Source organism: Nocardia sp. NPDC056611 (assembly GCF_042792755.1).
Taxonomy (GTDB): domain Bacteria; phylum Actinomycetota; class Actinomycetes; order Mycobacteriales; family Mycobacteriaceae; genus Nocardia.
In genome coordinates, this window is the sequence record NZ_JBHTVV010000006.1 from 437850 (window position 1) to 454642 (window position 16793).

Genomic DNA, 16793 nt, shown 5'->3' on the forward strand with positions numbered 1-16793 from the left:
CTCAGTCGCTCGTCGGCGCCGGAACGGGCGCGGCGACCGCGCGGGCGCCCCACGCGCACAAGGCCATCGCGGCCAGCGGCACCGTCATGGCCGCGGTCAGGGGCACCAGCTTGTCGAGCCAGCCGATGACGGCCGGACCGGCCAGCAGGCCCACATAGCCGAGCCCGAAGACGCGCGACATATCCGTCGCCGCCGTCGCCGAGCCCAGATTGCCCGCGGCCGTGAACACCTGCGGGACGCCGCCGGACAAGCCGATCCCGCACAGCGCCCACCCCGCCACGGTCAGCGGCAGCCATCCGGACAGCACGACGACCCCGAAACCGACGGCCGCCACGGCCGTTCCCCAGCGCAGCACGCCCACCCGGCCGAGCCGGCCGCTCACCCGGTCCGCGCCGAATCGGCCGATGGTCATGGTCAGGGAGAACGCGGTGAAGGCCAGCGCGGCGGCGCCCGCGTCGACACCGAGCCGATCGCGGACCTGCAGGGCGCTCCAGTCCGCGGCGACGCCCTCGGCCATCAGCAGCGCGAAAGCGATCAGCCCCAGGGCCACGACCTTCCGTCCCATCCGCCGGGAGGGCTCGCCGTCCGACGGCGTCGGGGCTTCGGTGGCCGGAAGATGCTGGGCCGCCGCCGGATCCACGTACGTGCCCGGCACGTCGTCCGCCGCCGGGACGGTGTGCGGGAGCAGGGCGGGGATCGCCACAACCGTGACGGCGAGGCCGACCGCCGTGGTGAGGGTGAACGTGGCGGGCAGGGACCAGTGCGCGTGCTGAGCGGCCGCCCCGAAAGCCGAGCCGAGGAATCCGCCGCAGGAGAAGAAGGCGTGGAACGCGGACATGATGGGCCGGGCGTAGGCCCGCTCGATGTGGACCGCTTGCGCGTTCATGGACACGTCCAGCGCGCCGTTGGCGAAACCGAAGGCGCACAGGAACAGTCCGAGGGCGGCGGGGGAGGCGGCGTGGGCCGGGCCGAGCAGCGTCAGGGCCAGCAGCGTGACGGCCGCCGCGGTGAGCGTGCGGCTGCCCACCCGGTCCGCGAGCGGCCCCGCGGTCTGCATGCCCACGATGGCGCAGCCCGCCATGAGCAGGATCAGCATGCCCAGCACGGTCGGTGAGACGCCGGCGCGCGCGGTGACGGCGGGGATGTGCACGATCCACACGGCCGAGAGCATCCCGTTGAGCCCGAACACCGCGAACAGTGCCAGGCGCGCCTTGCGGAGGCGGGGAGTGGGCGTCGCAGCGGCCATCGGTACGACGCTACCGGGTGCACCCGGCGTCTCCCCGGTTTTCGCGATCCGTCCGGCGGCGTCGACGGTCGGGACCGCGATCCGAATCGTTTGCGGTACAACCTGTTTGCCTATCATTGTACGAGGCGGCGCCGACAGCTTTCGGCCCCGCCGCCGGGCCGCGATCGCCCCCCGACTTCCGGGGCTACCGGCTGGCCGGGGGCGATGAAAGGGGCGGATGCCTTGACCTCACGCGTCCGCGGTGACCGACCAGACCCCGGTCGCGGCCGCCGCGCGCACGTAATCGGCGAAGTCGCGCGGCTCCCGGCCCAGCGCCCGCCGCACTCCGTCGCTGACGGGCGAGTTGCGTCCGTCCAGCACCGTGCCGAACAGGTAGTCCAGCAGGCTGACCTCGTCGGCGGGGACCCCGTAGGAGGTCAGGGCCGCGACGAATTCGGTTCGGGTGAGCGGGATGTAGGCGATCTCCCGTCCCGCCGCCGCACCGATCTCGGCCACCGCCGTGGCGAAGCTGATCGCGCGCGGGCCGGTCAGCTCGTACACCTGCCCGGCGTGCCGGTCGTCGAGCAGCGCCGCCACCGCCACCTCGGCGATGTCGTCGGCGTGCACGAACGGCTCCGGGACGTCACCGGCGGGCAGGGCCACCTCGCCGGCCAGGATGAAGTCGGCGAACGAGCCCTCGTCGAAGTTCTGCGCGAACCAGGCGCACCGCACCACGGTCCACGACATTCCCGAATCCCGCACGATGCCTTCGCATTCCAGGGCCTCGGGTTCGCCGCGGCCCGACAGCAGCACCACGGTGCGCACCCCGGCCGCCGCGGCCCGGCCGCAGAACGCCTTGATGTCGGCGGGGGCGCCCGGCACCGCGAGATCCGGTTGGTAGGACAGGTATACGGCGTCGACGCCGTCCAGCGCGGCCGTCCAGGTTTCGCGGTCGGTCCAGTCGAACGGGATTGCGGCCGTGCGCGAACCGGCCCGCACGGGCACGCCGTGCTCGGTCAGCAGGGCGGCCACCCGGCGTCCGGTCTTGCCGGTCGCGCCGAGGACGAGGACGGTGTTCGCGCTGCTCGAGGTGGTTTCGTTGATCATGTAACGAGTACACCGGGATTCGGCGAGCGCGAACATGGTTGAGAAGCGCCCGGGCATTTGCCATCGTCTTTGTCATGGATGCGTTGGCCAGTCTGCTCGAAGGACCACGGGCGCGAGCGGCATTCGTGATGCGCTCGTCGTTCGATCCGCCGTGGTCCCTGCGAATTCGGGACGAGGCCCCGCTGACCGTGGTGGCGGTGGTGCGGGGCGGCGGCTGGGTGCTGCCGGAACCCTCGAACGGCAAGCCGGGTCCGCCGCGGCAGCTGCGCACCGGCGATATCGCCATCTTCCGCGGCCCCGACCACTACGTCGTCGCCGACGATCCGGGCACCGCGCCGCAGGTGCTCATCGAGCCCGGCAACATCACCACCACCATGGACGGTGAAGTCCTGTGCGAGGCACTGAGTCTGGGCGTGCGCAGCTGGGGCACCAGCGCCGACGCCCAGACCGTGCTGGTCACCGGCACCTACGAGCACGAGTCGGCGGCCAGTCGCCGGCTGCTGCGCGCGCTGCCGCCCATCGCGGTGCTGGGCCGCGGCGAGATCGACTCGCGGGTGCTGGATCTGCTGGTCGACGAGTCCGCCAAGGATCTGCCGGCGCAGGGGGCCATGCTGGACCGACTATTGGATCTGCTGCTCATCGCCGCCCTGCGCGCCTGGTTCTCCCGCGCCGACGCCCCCGCCTGGTATCACGCCTACGGTGATCCGCTGGTCGGCAAGGCGCTGCGGCTCATGCAGCACAATCCCGCCCACCCGTGGACGGTCGCCTCGCTGGCCGCGGAGGTCGGCGTCTCCCGGGCCGCGCTGGCCCGCCGCTTCACCGAACTGGTCGGCGAACCGCCCATGGCCTTCCTCACCGACTGGCGGCTGGCCCTGGCCGCCGACCTGCTGCACGAATCCGACGCCACCCTCGAGGCCATCGCCCGCCGCGTCGGCTACGGCAGCGCCTTCGCCCTGTCCACCGCCTTCAAACGCCACTACGGCATCAGCCCCCGCGACCATCGCGCCACACCCGACGAACGCTCCGCCTGAGCGCGGAACGGCCCGGTCGCCGGGTTAGGGTCGCAAGGTGACGCAGGATCATGGATACCCCGTGCTCTGGCCGGTGCCTACGCGCTGGGCCGATAACGACCACTACGGGCACGTGAACAACGTGACGTACTACTCGTACTTCGACACGGCCGTGAACGCCTGGCTGATCAGCGCGACCGGAACCGATATCCGGGACCTGCACGCGATCGGCGTGGTGGCCCAGACCTCCTGCAAGTTCCTGGGGTCGATCAGCTTCCCGGACATGCTGCGGGTGGGCATTCGGGTGGCGCGCCTGGGCAATTCGAGTATCAACTACGAGCTGGCCATCTTCCGCGACGGCGGCGACCATCTGGAGCTGGCCGCCACCGGCACCTTCACGCACGTCTACGTGGACGAGCAGACCCGCAAGCCGGTGCCGATCCCGGCGGTCATCCGGGCGGCCGCCGAGCCGCTGGTGGTCGCGGGGCCCGCCGAGGGCTAGACCCGGCTCAGCAGGGTCAGCGGATCCTCCAGCAGGGCGGCCACGCTCGCCAGGAACCGCGACCCCTGTTCGCCGTCGATCATCCGGTGGTCGAAGCTCAGGCCCAGGCTGGTCACCCAGCGCACGGCCAGTTCGTCGCGATGCACCCACGGCCGCTTGCGGATGGAGCCCAGGCACAGGATCGCCGCCTCGCCCGGATTCACCAGCGGCACACCGGTGTCCACGCCGAACACGCCCACATTGGTGATGGTGAAGGTGCCGCCGGTCAGGTCGGTGGGGGTGGCGGTGCCGCTGCGCGCTTTGCCCGCGACCCCGGCGATCTCGAGGCACAGGTCGCGCAGCGTGAAACCTTGTGCGTCCTTGAGATTGGGCACCAGTAGCCCGCGTTCGGTGGCGACCGCGAAGCCCAGGTTCACGTAGTGCTTGGTGACGATCTCCTGATTCGCCTCGTCCCAGCGGGCATTGATCTCCGGGAACTCGGTGAGCGCCGCCAGCGCGGCCCGGGCCACCAGGGCCAGCGGGGTGAGGGTGAGCCCGGTGAAGCTGGGCGTGGTGCGCAGATGCTCGAGCAGCTCCATGGACGCGGTGAAGTCGGTGGTCACGAAGGTGCTGGCCTGCGGAATGTGCTGGGCGCTGGCCACCATGGCGGCGGCGGTGCGCTTGCGGATGCCGCTGATCGGCGTGCGGGTCTCGCGTTCGGCGGGGACGGCGCGGCCGCCGCCGAGCGCCGGATGCATGGGGGTCACCTCGGGCGCGGCCTGGGTGGCGGGCAGCGCGGTGAGGGTGGCGGGCGGCGGGGTGTGGATCGGAATATGGCCCGAGCTCATGGATTCCGGCCGCATGCCGTGCAGATCCTCGATGGTGACCGCGCCCTGCGGTCCGGTGCCGATCACGGTACTCAGGTCGATCCCGATCTCGCGGGCCAGCTTCCGGGCGGCCGGGGTTGCGGCGGGCCGACCGGCGGGTGCGGAACTGCCGAGTCCCTCCGCGCCGTCGTAGCCCATGCCGCGCGCGCTCGCCGCGCGGGCCGCGCGGCGGGAGACCGGCTCGGCGTCGGGGCCGTAGCCGACCAGCACGGATTGCCGTTCGGCCGGAGCCTGCGGGGTTTCCGCCGCGGCGTCCGTGGCTGCTGTTGCTTCCGGGGCGCCGATCGTCCCGGCGGGCGCGGCCATGCCGATCCGGATCAGCGGCGCTCCGACCGGCACGGTGTCGCCGGGCTGGGCCAGCAGTTCCAGCACCGTGCCCGCGTACGGGCTGGGCAGCGCCACCTGGGCCTTGGCCGTCTCGACCTCCGCGATGACCTGGTTGAGCGCGACGCTGTCGCCGGGCGCGACCGCCCACGACACCAATTCCGCGTCGGCCAGGCCCTCGCCGAGATCGGGCAAACGGAATTCCATGACCTGCTGCTGACTATCCACCGGGCTTCCTCCGTGCGGTAACCATTCGTGCGGCGAGCGGCTTAAGCGGCGAGCGTGCGGTCGACCGCGGCGAGAATGCGATCGGGGTCGGGCAGGTGGTGCCGCTCGAGCTTAGCCGGGGGATAGGGGATGTCGAAGCCACCGACGCGCAATACGGGCGATTCCAGATGGTAGAAACAGCGTTCGGTGATCCGGGCCGCGATTTCGGCTCCCAGCCCGGCGAATACGGGCGCTTCGTGCACCACGATCAGCCGCCCGGTTTTCCGCACCGAGGTCTCGATGGTGTCGAAATCGATGGGCGAGAGACTGCGCAGATCGATCACCTCGATCGAATGTCCTTCCGACGCCGCGATATCGGCGGCGGTGAGCGCGGTGGCCACGGTGCCGCCGTACGCCACGATGGTGGCGTCCTCCCCGGACGCGCAGATCCGCGCTTGGTCCAGCGCGATTCCGCCGTCGTGGTCGAGTCGTTCGACATCCACCTCGGCCTTGTCCCAGTACCGGCGTTTCGGCTCGAAGAAGATCACCGGATCGTCGAGGTCGATGGCCTGCCGGATCATCAGATAGGCGTCCGCGGGATTACTCGGCGACACCACCCGCAGCCCCGCGGTGTGCGCGAAATACGCCTCCGGCGATTCCGAGTGGTGCTCGACCGACCCGATGCCGCCGCCGAACGGAATGCGAATGGTGATGGGCGCGACCACTTTTCCGCGGGTCCGGGCGTGGATTTTCGCGACCTGCGAGACGATCTGGTCGAACGCCGGGTACACGAATCCGTCGAACTGGATTTCACAGACCGGTCGCAATCCTCGCAAAGCCATTCCGAAAGCGGTTCCGATGATTCCGGATTCGGCCAGTGGAGTATCGATGACGCGGTTGTTGCCGAAATCCTTCTGCAGCGTGTCGGTGACCCGGAAGACGCCGCCGAGGCGGCCGATGTCCTCACCCATGAGCACGACCTTCGGATCGTCCTCCAGGCTGCGGCGCAGTCCGTGGTTGATCGCTCCGGCGAACGTGGTCTTCATCGTCCGACTCCCTCCAGGTAGGCCGCGTACTCGCGGCGTTCTTCCTCGATCAGCCGATGCGGGGTGGCGTACACGTGGTCGAAGAGCTGGTCGGGGTCCGGGTCGGGCATGGTGAGGGTGGCGGTGCGCAGCCGGGCGGCGACGTCGTCGGCGCGCGCGGCCACCGTCGCCTCGAAGTCGCTGTCCCACAGGTCCTCTCGTTCCAGCAGCCGCCGCATCCGGTCGATGGGGTCGCGGCGCTGCCAGAGTTCGAGTTCGGCGGCGGTGCGGTAGCGGGTGGGGTCGTCGGCGGTGGTGTGCGGGCCCATCCGGTAGGTGATGGCCTCGACGAAGCTGGGTCCGCCGCCGGCTCGCGCGTGCCGCAGCGCCTGCCGGGTCACGGCCAGCACGGCGAGCGCGTCGTTGCCGTCGACCTGGACGCCGGGGATGCCGTAGCCGAGGGCGCGATTCGCGATCGGGGTGGCGCTCTGCACCCGGACCGGCGCGCTGATCGCCCAGTGGTTGTTCTGGCAGAAGAACACCACGGGCGCCGACCAGGTGGCGGCGAAGCCGAGCGCCTCGGCGATATCGCCCTGACTGGTCGCGCCGTCGCCGAAGTAGGCGATGGTGGCGATCTCCGCGCCCTCGAGATGCGCGGCGTAGGCGTAGCCGGTGGCGTGCAGGCCCTGCGCGCCGACCACGATGGCGGGATTGGTCATGTTGACCTGGTCGGCGTCCCAGCAGGAGTGCGCGGCTCCCCGCCAGAGCCGGGTGAGGTCCTCGGGCGCGACGCCGCGGCAGTAGGCGACACCCGCCTCGCGGTAGCTGCAGAAGACGTAGTCGTCGGATTCGAGGGCGTGGGCCGAGCCGATCTGCGCGGCCTCCTGACCGAGCAGTGGGGGCCACAGTCCGAGCTGGCCCTGCCGTTGCAGAGCGGTGGCCTCGGTGTCGATGCGCCGGGCCACGACCATGTCCGCGTAGAGGGCGCGCAGGCGCGGGCCGTCGATATCGGCGATCAGCGGGGCGTGCACGCGATCGTGGACGCGCTGTCCGTCGGGCTGGATGAGCTGGACCGGATAGGTGTTCTTGTCGGGCATGGGTATCGCCTCCTGACACCGGGTGACATCGCTTCGACCGCGGGATTGTGTCCGTGTGGCAAACCAATGTGTGTCCTGTACCACAAGCATCCTCCGCGTGGCGATCTGCGCAAGCCTGACGCGCAGAACTGAGCAGAATGCACGGTCAATTCGCGTTCGCCGGTGTCATACTGATCCCCATGAGCAGCAGGGAGCCCAATCCGGCGCCGCTGGACGCCACCGATGCCCGGTTGTTGCTGGAGTTGGTCGCGAACCCGCGCGCGACCGGTGTCGACCTGGCCGCTCGCCTGGGGCTTTCCCGCAATACCGTGCAGGCCAGACTGGCTCGCTGGGAGGCGAGCGGGGTGCTGGCCAGCTTCGAGCGCCGGGTGGACCCGCGTGCGCTCGGCTACTCCCTGGCCGCCTTCGTCGCGGTCGTGGTGGACCAGCATCGGCTCGACGCGGTGGCGGCCGAACTCGCGGAGATCCCGGAGGTCACCGAGGTGTGCGGCATGACCGGGCCGACGGATCTGACGGTCCGGGTGGTGGCCGCGGACGCGGAGGATCTGTATCGGGTGGCGGGCAGCATCCTGAGGATCCCGGGGGTGGAGCGCACCAATATGGCGCTGGTCATGCAGTCGCTGGTCGGCCCGCGCATCACGCCGCTGCTGGAACGGCTGGCGGCCGGCGGCAGCGCGTAATTCAGTCCAGTTTCGGCTGATTGGCCGCAGACCGGCGGGTGACTGGACCGCGACGATAGCCCCATGAGCACCAGCGTCACTCCCGCCGCCGAGGTCGAGAGCCCACCGGAGGCAGGTCCCGGGCAGCCGATCGGAGCCGGCATCGTCACCGCGCTGGTCGGTTTCACCAGTTCGTTCGCGGTGGTGCTGGCGGGTCTCACCGCCATGGGAGCCACGTCGGCGCAGGCGGCGTCGGGTCTGCTGGCGGTGTGCGTGACCCAGGCCGTCGGCATGCTCGTGCTGAGCCGCCGCTATCGGATGCCGATCACACTGGCCTGGTCCACGCCCGGCGCGGCTCTGCTGGCGAGCACCGGGGCGGTGGCGGGCGGCTGGGCCGCGGCGGTCGGCGCGTTCGCGGTGGCGGGCGGACTCATCGTGCTGACCGGATTCTGGGACCGGCTGGGCGCGCTCATCGCCGCCATTCCGGTGGAGATCGCGCAGGCCATGCTGGCCGGAGTGCTGCTGCCGCTGTGCCTCGCGCCGGTGAAGGCGTTGCCGGTGAGCCCGGCCGTGGTGGTGCCGGTCATCGTGACCTGGCTTGTGCTGCAACGCTTCGCGCCGCGCTGGTCGGTGCTGGCGGCCTTCGCGGTCGCGGCGGCCGGGTCCGGCATCGACATCGCCGTGCGGCACCGGAGTCTGGAGCTGTCCGCCATGGTGCCCCGGGTGGAATGGACTGTGCCGCATTGGAGTTGGCAGGCCATGATCGGCGTCGCGGTGCCGCTGTACGTGGTGACCATGGCGGCGCAGAACATTCCGGGCACGGCGGTCATGCGCACCTTCGACTATCGGGTGCCGTGGCGCGCGGCCATGACCGTCACCGGATTGGGCACCGTGCTGGGCGCGCCCGCGGGAGGGCACGCCATCAATCTGGCGGCCATCAGCGCCGCGCTCTCGGCGGCCCCGTCCGCGCACCCGGATCCGAAGCGCCGCTGGGTCGCGGCGTACACCGCGGGCTGCACCTATCTGCTGCTCGCGCTGGCCTCGGGCGCGCTGGTCGCCCTGGTGGCCGCCGCTCCGAAGGGCGTACTGGAAACCGTTGCGGGACTTGCCCTCATCGCCACCCTCGCGAGTGCGCTGACCGCCGCGCTCACCCCCGCCGCGCATCGGTCCGCGGCCGCCCTCACCTTCCTGGTGGCGGCCTCGGGCATCTCGATGCTCGGGATCGGCGCGGCCTTCTGGGCGCTGGTCGCGGGTCTGGTGGTGCGCTGGTTCCTGCCGCCCGTCACCGTCTGAGGCGCGGGAGAGCGGACGCTGTCGCTGGACTCCGTTCCGCGAGCGGCGAACTCGGGCGCGGCGGTGGACAGGCGCAGGAGCTGATCGAGGTGGCGCATCGGAGCCTGCCGCCCGGCGGTTCGATGGACCGCCGCGCGTCCCGGCCGCGGGTGGTTAGGGTGGGGTGGTTCGCGTCACGAGTGGTGGATCGGCGAGGAGGAGTTGGCTTGAGTTCGGTGCTGATTTCGGTTGCGGAGCTGGCGGACCTGCTGGAGGCGGGCGGGAGCCGGGTGCGATTGCTGGATGTGCGTTGGGCGCTCGGGGATCCGGACGGGCCGCAGCACTATCTGGACGGGCATATTCCGGGGGCGGTCTTCGTCGATCTGGAAACCGAACTCGCCGATCCGCCGTCGGTCGCGCACGGCCGCCACCCCATGCCGGAATTGCCGCATTTGCAGAAGTGCGCGCGCAGCTGGGGCGTCTCCGACGGCGACACGGTGATCGTGTACGACGCCACCGGCGGCCTGGCCGCGGCCCGCGCCTGGTGGCTGCTGCGCTGGGCCGGCCTCGCCGATGTCCGCATCCTGGATGGCGGGCTGCCCGCGTGGGAGGCGGCCGGTGGGAAGATCGCCGCCGGTGACGAACCCGAACCCGAACCCGGCACGGTGGTGCTGTCCTCGGGGCACATGCCGACCGTCGACGCCGATGGTGCGGCCGGCTGGCAAGGCGTGCTGATGGATGCCCGGGCGGGCGAGCGCTACCGCGGCGAGATGGAGCCCGTCGACCCGCGCGCGGGCCACATTCCGGGTGCGGTGAGCGCGCCGACCGCCGAGAACCTCACCGCTGCCGGGCATTTCCGGCCGCCGGCCGAATTGGCCGCCCGCTTCGAGGGTTTCGGCTCCGGACCGGTCGCGGTGTACTGCGGCTCCGGGGTGACCGCCGCCCACCAGGTGGCGGCACTGGCCGTCGCCGGCATCGACGCTGCGCTCTATCCGGGCTCGTGGTCGCAGTGGTCCAACGATCCCAAGCGCCCGGCGGCCACCGGACCCGACCCGGCCTGATCGACGCCGACCCCGCCGGACCGGATCGCCCCCGGCGGGTCCGCGGGAGCCCGGCCGACACCGACGAACCGGACGCCGGCCCGGCAACAGCCGCCCGCCGCGCCCGGCCGTGCCTGTGCTCAACCGGGTTTGACGCCGGTCAGGATGCCGGTCGCGAACGGGCCGGTGCGGAATTCGACTGCGGTGAAACCGATCTCGGCCAGCGCGGCGCGGTAGCGGCGGACATCCACCGCGGCCAGCGAGTCGCCGGGGCCGTCGTGAGTGTGCCCATGATGGTCGGTTCCGTCGTGACCGCCGCCGCCGTGCCCGTGATCACGGCCGCCGCGATGCGCGGCCAGACCGGCCATGGCGCGAATCGCCAGTCCGCGCACGCCCGTGGTCGCCGGGTGGGTGTCCGCCAGCAGCAGGCGGCCGCCGGGTCGCAGCACTCGGAAGAAACCCGCCAGCGCGGTGTTCCGATCCGCCTCGGCGATGTGGTGCATGGCGAACGTGCACGTCGCCACGTCGAAGGACGCGTCGGGATGGGGCAGGGCTTGGGCCGCGCCCAGTTCGAAGACACAGTTCGGGGCCGCGTGGGCGGTGGCGTACTCGATCATCGGCGCGGACGGATCGACGCCGACCACGCGCCCGTGCGGCCCGGCCTGGCGGGCCAGCTCATTGGCCAGCCGCCCCGGACCGCAGCCGACGTCGATGGCGTGATCTCCGGACCGGATGCCCGCGGTGGTGGCGAAGTGCCGCACCAGGCTGCCGCCGCGGCCGAGAAAGAAGACGTCGGTGAGCAGGGTGTAGCCGCGCGGCCAGGTGATCAGGGCTCCGACGGACCGGGCGTCGATATCGGACACTTGCTTGTTCTCAGTCATGTGTTCCATCATCGAAGGATGGGAAATGCCAGGCCAGACGCAGTTTCCTCGGATGTGTACGTTTCGGGACACCCCGCCGGGATCCATCCCGGAACGGATCCGGGCCCGGTTGCCGACCGCCGGGTGCGCCGCACCCGTGCGGCCCTGCACCGGGCGCTCATCGAACTCATGCTGTCCCGCCCGTACGCGCGAATCACCGTGCGGGACATCATCGATCGCGCCGACGTCGGCCGCTCCACCTTCTACGCGCACTACCGCGACAAGGACGATCTGCTGCTGGTCAGCTGTATCGAGTATGTGCGGGCCGAGATTTCGGCGGAGCTGTCCCGTTTTCCGGGCCCCCCGCCGCCGCTGCTGCCGATCGAGGTCCTGTTCCGTCTGATCGACGCCCACCCGGAGGTGTACCGGCCGCTGGTCGGTCCGCGCGCCAACGCCACAGTGCTGCGGTCGATCCGGCAGATGTACGCCGAACTGCTCACCGAGCATCTGGCCCCGCTGCTGGGCCCCGACCCCGCGGCGGCGTCCGTCGCGATCACCTTTCTTTCCTGGGGGCTTTACGGATTGCTCGAATCGGTCATGGATCCGGCCCAGGAGCTCACCGCCGAACAGGCGTACCGGCATTTCGCCGCGCTATGGGCAGCCGCGGGCGACGCCCGCGAGGGCGGCGCGGTCGGCGGCGGTGACAGGTAGCCCGTACCGGCCGGCGGCGGTCAGATACTTGCCCGCGTAGAAGCAGCGATTCGCCCGCGCGGGCGGCAGCCAGTCGCCGGGCGTGCGATCGCCCTTGTCCTGGTTGGTCTTTCCGTCCACCGCGAGCAGGTTGTAGTCGACGTCGTTGGCGAACCGCACCCGCCGCGCGACCGGCCAGCCCGCCGCGCCCAGATCCCAGGCGGCCGCCAACGGATACACGTGGTCGATCTGCACGGCCTTGGCCGCCGCCCGCTCGAACGCGATGCGCCGCCCGGTGTACGGATCGTTCAACGCGCCCGCGACCACCACGCAGGCATCGCCCGGCCGCAGGACCACCTCGGTGAGCTGGCGTGCGAGGACGCTGTTGCGGCTGTCGCACCCGTCGTGGCCGCCGGGCCCGTCGTGATCATCGGTCCAGGACGGGCCGAACACACACCCCTGCCCGTCGCCGCATCCGCGCTGGTAGCCGCCGGGTCGCGGCCGCGCGGGCACGGTGACCACGGCGGTGAGCAGGCGTTCGAGCTGGGCGCGGGTAGGGCTGCCCGGCGCGGGAGTCACCTGCCCGACGGCCCCGCACCCCAGGACCGCGAACAGGATGACCACCGTGCCGAGCAGCGAAGTCGCGCCTCTGAGCCACACGGCATCAGGTGTATCGCTACCGCCCGCCGGAGCGGGCCGTCATGCGAACTTCGCACCCCCGCGGCGGGTTACAGCCAGGCGTGCGCCAGGATGTCGTCGGCCGCCGTCTCCGACAGTTGTGGCGGAAAGCGCGTGGCCGCAATGGAATCCACGTGCGCGCCGTCGTGCCCGATGAGCCACGAGCCGCCCCGGTCCTCGCACTCGGCGATCTTGGCGAAGATGGTGAGCAGGAATGTGATGGAGTCGCGTGGATCCGGGGTCCGGGCGAGTCGCTGCGACTCACCGGGCCGGGACAGATCCAGCCACACCCCGGACTGCCCGTCCAGGCGCATCCCCACGATCTTCGCTGTATCCACGAAGGTGAATTTCCGCCGTTCCCACGAAGTCGTGGGCGTGAAGGCCTGCTCGAGCACTTGGAGCAGAATCGTCATCTTCACGGCCTCCCTACGGTCTCGAAAGTGCCACGGCCCCGGATTGGGTCGCGGTGATGTCGGGTGCGCACACAGGTGTTACCGACATGCGGTGACCTGCGGATTTATCCAGTATGTGCCGTATCCGATCAGAAATAAAGAGGGACCTGACTCGCGGGTAGCGCGGGCCCTGTCGGGGCGGGCTGCTTGGATGGTCGGATGCTGCACGGACTGTGGACGCCCGGGTCCGGGTTGGTGCTGTGGCACGACCCGGACGGCTTCGTGCTCGCCGATGAGACGGAGAAGCTGCCCGAGCCGCTGCGGTCGGTGGTGCGGGCGGCCAAGTGGCGGCACTGGGCCGAGGTCACGCTGGCGGGGGAGTACGGCAAGGAACGGGCCCGGGTGCGGGCGCACGCGCTGGCCCCGGAGGCGGCGGCCCGGGTGCTGCTGGGGGAGCTGCCGCCGCACTGGCCGGTGGCGGGGGATCTGCGCTATCTGGGCCATGTGGCGCGCGGGATCGAGCGCTGGGTGCGGGCGGGGCGGATCGTGCCGGAGATCCGGCGCGACGACGGGGAGTGGTGGGTGCGGTGGCGGCTGGTCGGCGGGCAGCGGCAGCGGGCCTGGCTGGCCGAGTTGGCCGTGGCCATGCCGGCGGCGCTGAAGGACCACGGCAGGCCCGCCGACATCCTGGAGAACCTGGTCGCCGAGCTGACCGATCCCATTGCCAGGATATGGATTTCCGAACGCGATCCCGAGATCGGTTCCGCGCCGCCGGATTCGGTGTCGCATCCGCTGTTGAGGGCCCTGCTGGACGCCACACCGCTGGAGACCGGCTCGCATCGGGTGGCGGCGGTGCTCGAGGACTGGCGCACCAGTCTCACCGCGGGCGAACCCGATCTGGTGCTGCGCCTGCTGGAACCCGACGGCGACGAGCCGGGTGAACTGTGGCGGCTCGAGGTCTGCCTGCGCGTCGAAGATGAAGCGCCGCAACCGGTGCTGCTGCCCGGCGATCCGATGCTGACCCGGCTGGCCGGGGAGAAGCTGAGCGCCGCCAAGGAGGTGTATCCGCGCCTGCGGGACCTGCCCGGCGATCCGCGCAGCATGGACCTGTTCCTGCCCACCGAGGTGGTCATGGACCTGGTGGCGCACGGCGCGAACGTGCTGGCCGCCGCCGGGGTGCGTCTCATGCTGCCGCGTGCGTGGCGGGTCGCCGCACCGACCATGAAGCTGCGGGTGCAGAGCCCCGCGGCCACCGAAACCGCTGTAGGGCTCAAAGGTTTGGTGTCGTTCCGGTGGGAGCTGGCGCTGGGCGACACGGTGCTGACGCCCGCGGAGATGGCGCGGCTGGTGGACGCGAAATCGGATCTGGTGCGCTTGCGCGGGGACTGGGTGCAGGCGGACCATCGCATGCTCGCCGCGGCCGCCGACTACGTCTCGGGCCGCACCGACGGCACCGAGACCACGATCGGCGGCCTGTTCGCGGAGCTGTCCGCGCATCCGGTGATCGGTGTGCCGCTGGACGAGGTCACCGCGACCGGCTGGGCGGCAGAGCTTTTCGACGGCGAGCGCGCCACCGAGCCGGTGCCCGACCCGGTCGGCCTGAAGGCGCAGCTGCGGCCCTATCAGCAGCGCGGCCTGGCCTGGCTGGCGACCATGAGCCGCCTGGGCTGCGGTGCGATCCTCGCCGACGACATGGGCCTGGGCAAGACCGTGCAGGTGCTGGCCCTGCTGGCGCACGAGCGGGAGACGGCCGCCGAGTCGACCGGCCCCACCCTGCTGGTGTGCCCGATGTCGGTGGTGGGCAATTGGCAGCGGGAGGCCGAACGCTTCGCCCCGGATCTGCGCGTGCTGGTGCACCACGGCCCCGCCCGCCGCTCGGGCGCGGAACTGGATGCGGCGGTGGCGGATTCGGATCTGGTGGTCACCACCTACGCCCTGCTGGCCCGCGATGTGGAGGAGCTGAAGCGGCAGGACTGGCAGCGGGTGGTGCTGGACGAGGCGCAGCACATCAAGAACGCCGGGACCCGGCAGGCGCGCGCGGCCCGGCTGGTCCCGGCGCGGCATCGACTGGCGCTCACCGGAACTCCGGTGGAGAACCGCCTGGAGGAGTTGCGGTCGATCCTGGATTTCGCCAATCCCAAGCTGCTGGGCAAGGCGTCGGAGTTCCACGCCCGGTTCGCGGTCCCGATCGAGCGTGAGCACGACGAGAACGCCGTCACCCGCCTGCGCGCCATCACCTCGCCGTTCGTGCTGCGCCGGGTCAAGACCGACCCGGCGGTGATCTCGGATCTGCCGGAGAAGATCGAGATGACGGTGCGGGCCAACCTGACGGTGGAGCAGGCCGCGCTGTATCAGGCTGTCCTGGACCATATGTCGGCCACACTGAAGGCCGCCGAGGGCATGGAACGCAAGGGCGCGGTACTGGCCGCGCTGACCCGGCTCAAGCAGGTCTGCAACCACCCGGCCCACTACCTGAACGACGGTTCGGCGGTGCTGCGCCGCGGTCAGCACCGGTCCGGGAAACTGGCGCTGGTCGAGGACATCCTGGAATCGGTCATCGCCGACGGGGAACGCGCCCTGATGTTCACCCAGTTCGCGGAGTTCGGAAAGCTGCTGGCCCCCTTCCTGTCCGAGCGCTTCGGGGCCGAGGTTCCGTTCCTGCACGGCGGGGTGAGCAAGCAGGCCCGCGATGCCATGGTGGCGGACTTCCAGGGCGGCGACGGCCCGCCGCTGATGCTGCTGTCGCTCAAGGCCGGCGGCACCGGCCTCAATCTCACCGCCGCCAATCACGTGGTGCACCTGGACCGCTGGTGGAATCCGGCGGTGGAGAACCAGGCCACCGACCGCGCCTTCCGGATCGGCCAGCGCCGGGATGTGCAGGTGCGCAAGCTGGTCTGCGTCGACACCATCGAGGAGCGGGTGGACGACATGCTGAAGGGCAAGAGCCGGCTGGCCGATCTCACCGTCGGCGCCGGCGAGCACTGGATCACCGAACTCGGCGACGAGGAGCTGCGGGAACTGTTCGCGCTGGGAGCGGAGGCGGTCGGCGAATGAACGATGTCATCGACTTCGGCGGGTACGGCAAGCGCCGCCCGGTGCGCGGCGGGGTGCCGGCGCGCAGCCGCCGCGGTGCCGCCTTCGCCCGGACCTGGTGGGGCCGTGCCTTTCTGGACGCCGTGGAGCAGGTCGCCGACGCCGGGCGGCTCTCGCGCGGCCGCTCCTACGCCCGCACCGGCCAGGTGATCAACTACCGGCTCGAGGAGGGCATGGTGACCGCGGAGGTGCAGGGCAGTCAGCCCCGCCCCTTCGTCTCCGTGCTGACCCTGCGGACCTTCGACCGCCACCACCTGGAGGAACTGGCGGACGCGGTGCGCGAGTCGCCGGGCATGCTGGGCGAGATCGCGGCGGGCACGCTGCCCCGGGCGCTGGGCCCGCTGCTGCTGCCGACGACGGTGTCCGAACTCGACTTCTCCTGCAGCTGCCCGGATCACAGCTGGCCCTGCAAGCACGCGGCCGCCATCTGCTACGTGGTGGCGGAACGGCTCGACGAGCACCCGACCGACCTGCTCACCCTGCGCGGGATCCGGCTCGACGACCTCATCGGCGGCCTGCTGCAGAGCGAGACCCTCGACTGCGGTGACCTGTACGGCGAGCACGCGGCGCTGCCCACGCTGCCGGACCCCGAATTCCATCCGGCCCCCGACGATCTGGACCCGGTGCTGCTGCGCCAGGCCCTGCGCATGACCTCCGAGGACGAGCAGTCCGTCGCCGCCGGGCTGCGGCACCTGCGCGACCTCTACCGCTCCCTGGACCGCTGAGGGCTGTTCCCCGGCCCGCTG

General features: G+C 71.2%; 16 protein-coding genes. 8 read left to right on the forward strand and 8 right to left on the reverse strand.

Annotated features, from left to right (window positions below; genetic code table 11):
• Nucleotide 1: 1 nt before the first annotated feature.
• A complete protein-coding gene (locus tag ACFRAQ_RS30015) occupies nt 2-1246 on the reverse strand; it encodes an MFS transporter (RefSeq protein WP_379105566.1) in 1245 nt (414 codons plus the stop codon).
• 228 nt (nt 1247-1474) lie between these two features.
• Complete coding sequence (locus tag ACFRAQ_RS30020) at nt 1475-2332, reverse strand: NAD(P)H-binding protein (RefSeq protein WP_379105568.1); 858 nt, start codon at nt 2330-2332, stop codon at nt 1475-1477.
• Between the two features lie 74 nt (nt 2333-2406).
• On the opposite strand from ACFRAQ_RS30020, the gene ACFRAQ_RS30025 reads away from it, so the two are divergent.
• Both ACFRAQ_RS30025 and ACFRAQ_RS30030 read left to right on the forward strand, forming a co-directional pair.
• Nucleotides 2407-3363 carry a cupin domain-containing protein gene (locus tag ACFRAQ_RS30025; protein WP_379105570.1) on the forward strand — a complete coding sequence of 319 codons (957 nt, stop codon included), beginning with the start codon at nt 2407-2409 and terminating at the stop codon, nt 3361-3363.
• Nucleotides 3364-3400: 37 nt separating this feature from the next.
• Nucleotides 3401-3844 (forward strand): acyl-CoA thioesterase, encoded by a 444-nt coding sequence (locus tag ACFRAQ_RS30030; RefSeq protein WP_379105573.1) that lies wholly within the window; start codon nt 3401-3403, stop codon nt 3842-3844.
• On the opposite strand, the gene ACFRAQ_RS30035 is transcribed toward ACFRAQ_RS30030, so the two are convergent.
• The 3 genes from ACFRAQ_RS30035 to pdhA form a co-directional block, all read right to left on the reverse strand.
• The gene (locus ACFRAQ_RS30035; protein WP_379105712.1) at nt 3841-5241 is read right to left on the reverse strand and encodes a dihydrolipoamide acetyltransferase family protein; all 1401 of its coding nucleotides are present in this window, start codon (nt 5239-5241) and stop codon (nt 3841-3843) included. The two genes, ACFRAQ_RS30030 and ACFRAQ_RS30035, sit on opposite strands and share 4 nt — an antisense overlap.
• 62 nt (nt 5242-5303) lie before the next feature.
• Nucleotides 5304-6287, reverse strand: coding sequence for an alpha-ketoacid dehydrogenase subunit beta (locus tag ACFRAQ_RS30040; RefSeq protein WP_379105575.1), 984 nt, complete (start codon nt 6285-6287; stop codon nt 5304-5306).
• Nucleotides 6284-7363: a pyruvate dehydrogenase (acetyl-transferring) E1 component subunit alpha gene (gene pdhA / locus ACFRAQ_RS30045; protein WP_379105577.1), complete on the reverse strand. Its 1080-nt coding sequence runs from the start codon at nt 7361-7363 to the stop codon at nt 6284-6286. Before pdhA ends, ACFRAQ_RS30040 begins: the two co-directional genes overlap by 4 nt.
• Before the next feature lie 179 nt (nt 7364-7542).
• On the opposite strand from pdhA, the gene ACFRAQ_RS30050 reads away from it, so the two are divergent.
• The 3 genes from ACFRAQ_RS30050 (at nt 7543) to ACFRAQ_RS30060 (ending at nt 10355) form a co-directional block, all read left to right on the forward strand.
• The gene (locus tag ACFRAQ_RS30050) at nt 7543-8043 is read left to right on the forward strand and encodes an Lrp/AsnC family transcriptional regulator (protein WP_379105579.1); all 501 of its coding nucleotides are present in this window, start codon (nt 7543-7545) and stop codon (nt 8041-8043) included.
• 63 nt (nt 8044-8106) lie between these two features.
• Entirely contained in the window at nt 8107-9315 is a 1209-nt protein-coding gene (locus ACFRAQ_RS30055; RefSeq protein WP_379105581.1) for a benzoate/H(+) symporter BenE family transporter, read from the forward strand.
• 206 nt (nt 9316-9521) lie between these two features.
• Complete coding sequence (locus ACFRAQ_RS30060) at nt 9522-10355, forward strand: sulfurtransferase (protein WP_379105583.1); 834 nt, start codon at nt 9522-9524, stop codon at nt 10353-10355.
• A 119-nt stretch (nt 10356-10474) separates the two neighbouring features.
• Here the strand turns inward: ACFRAQ_RS30060 and ACFRAQ_RS30065 are convergent, their stop codons facing one another.
• Complete coding sequence (locus ACFRAQ_RS30065) at nt 10475-11215, reverse strand: class I SAM-dependent methyltransferase (RefSeq protein ID WP_379105585.1); 741 nt, start codon at nt 11213-11215, stop codon at nt 10475-10477.
• A gap of 54 nt (nt 11216-11269) precedes the next feature.
• Here ACFRAQ_RS30065 and ACFRAQ_RS30070 point away from each other — a divergent pair, with 54 nt between their 5' ends.
• The gene (locus tag ACFRAQ_RS30070; RefSeq protein ID WP_379105587.1) at nt 11270-11905 is read left to right on the forward strand and encodes a TetR/AcrR family transcriptional regulator; all 636 of its coding nucleotides are present in this window, start codon (nt 11270-11272) and stop codon (nt 11903-11905) included.
• Here the strand turns inward: ACFRAQ_RS30070 and ACFRAQ_RS30075 are convergent.
• Nucleotides 11846-12544 (reverse strand): HNH endonuclease family protein, encoded by a 699-nt coding sequence (locus ACFRAQ_RS30075; protein WP_379105589.1) that lies wholly within the window; start codon nt 12542-12544, stop codon nt 11846-11848. The genes ACFRAQ_RS30070 and ACFRAQ_RS30075 overlap by 60 nt on opposite strands.
• A 68-nt stretch (nt 12545-12612) precedes the next feature.
• The gene (locus tag ACFRAQ_RS30080; protein ID WP_357282100.1) at nt 12613-12975 is read right to left on the reverse strand and encodes a hypothetical protein; all 363 of its coding nucleotides are present in this window, start codon (nt 12973-12975) and stop codon (nt 12613-12615) included.
• Nucleotides 12976-13173: 198 nt separating this feature from the next.
• On the opposite strand from ACFRAQ_RS30080, the gene ACFRAQ_RS30085 reads away from it, so the two are divergent.
• Together ACFRAQ_RS30085 and ACFRAQ_RS30090 are read left to right on the forward strand one after the other, a co-directional pair.
• Nucleotides 13174-16008, forward strand: coding sequence for a DEAD/DEAH box helicase (locus ACFRAQ_RS30085; RefSeq protein WP_379105592.1), 2835 nt, complete (start codon nt 13174-13176; stop codon nt 16006-16008).
• Nucleotides 16005-16772: an SWIM zinc finger family protein gene (locus ACFRAQ_RS30090; protein WP_379105594.1), complete on the forward strand. Its 768-nt coding sequence runs from the start codon at nt 16005-16007 to the stop codon at nt 16770-16772. The genes ACFRAQ_RS30085 and ACFRAQ_RS30090 overlap by 4 nt, the downstream gene beginning before the upstream one ends.
• Nucleotides 16773-16793: the final 21 nt, after the last annotated feature.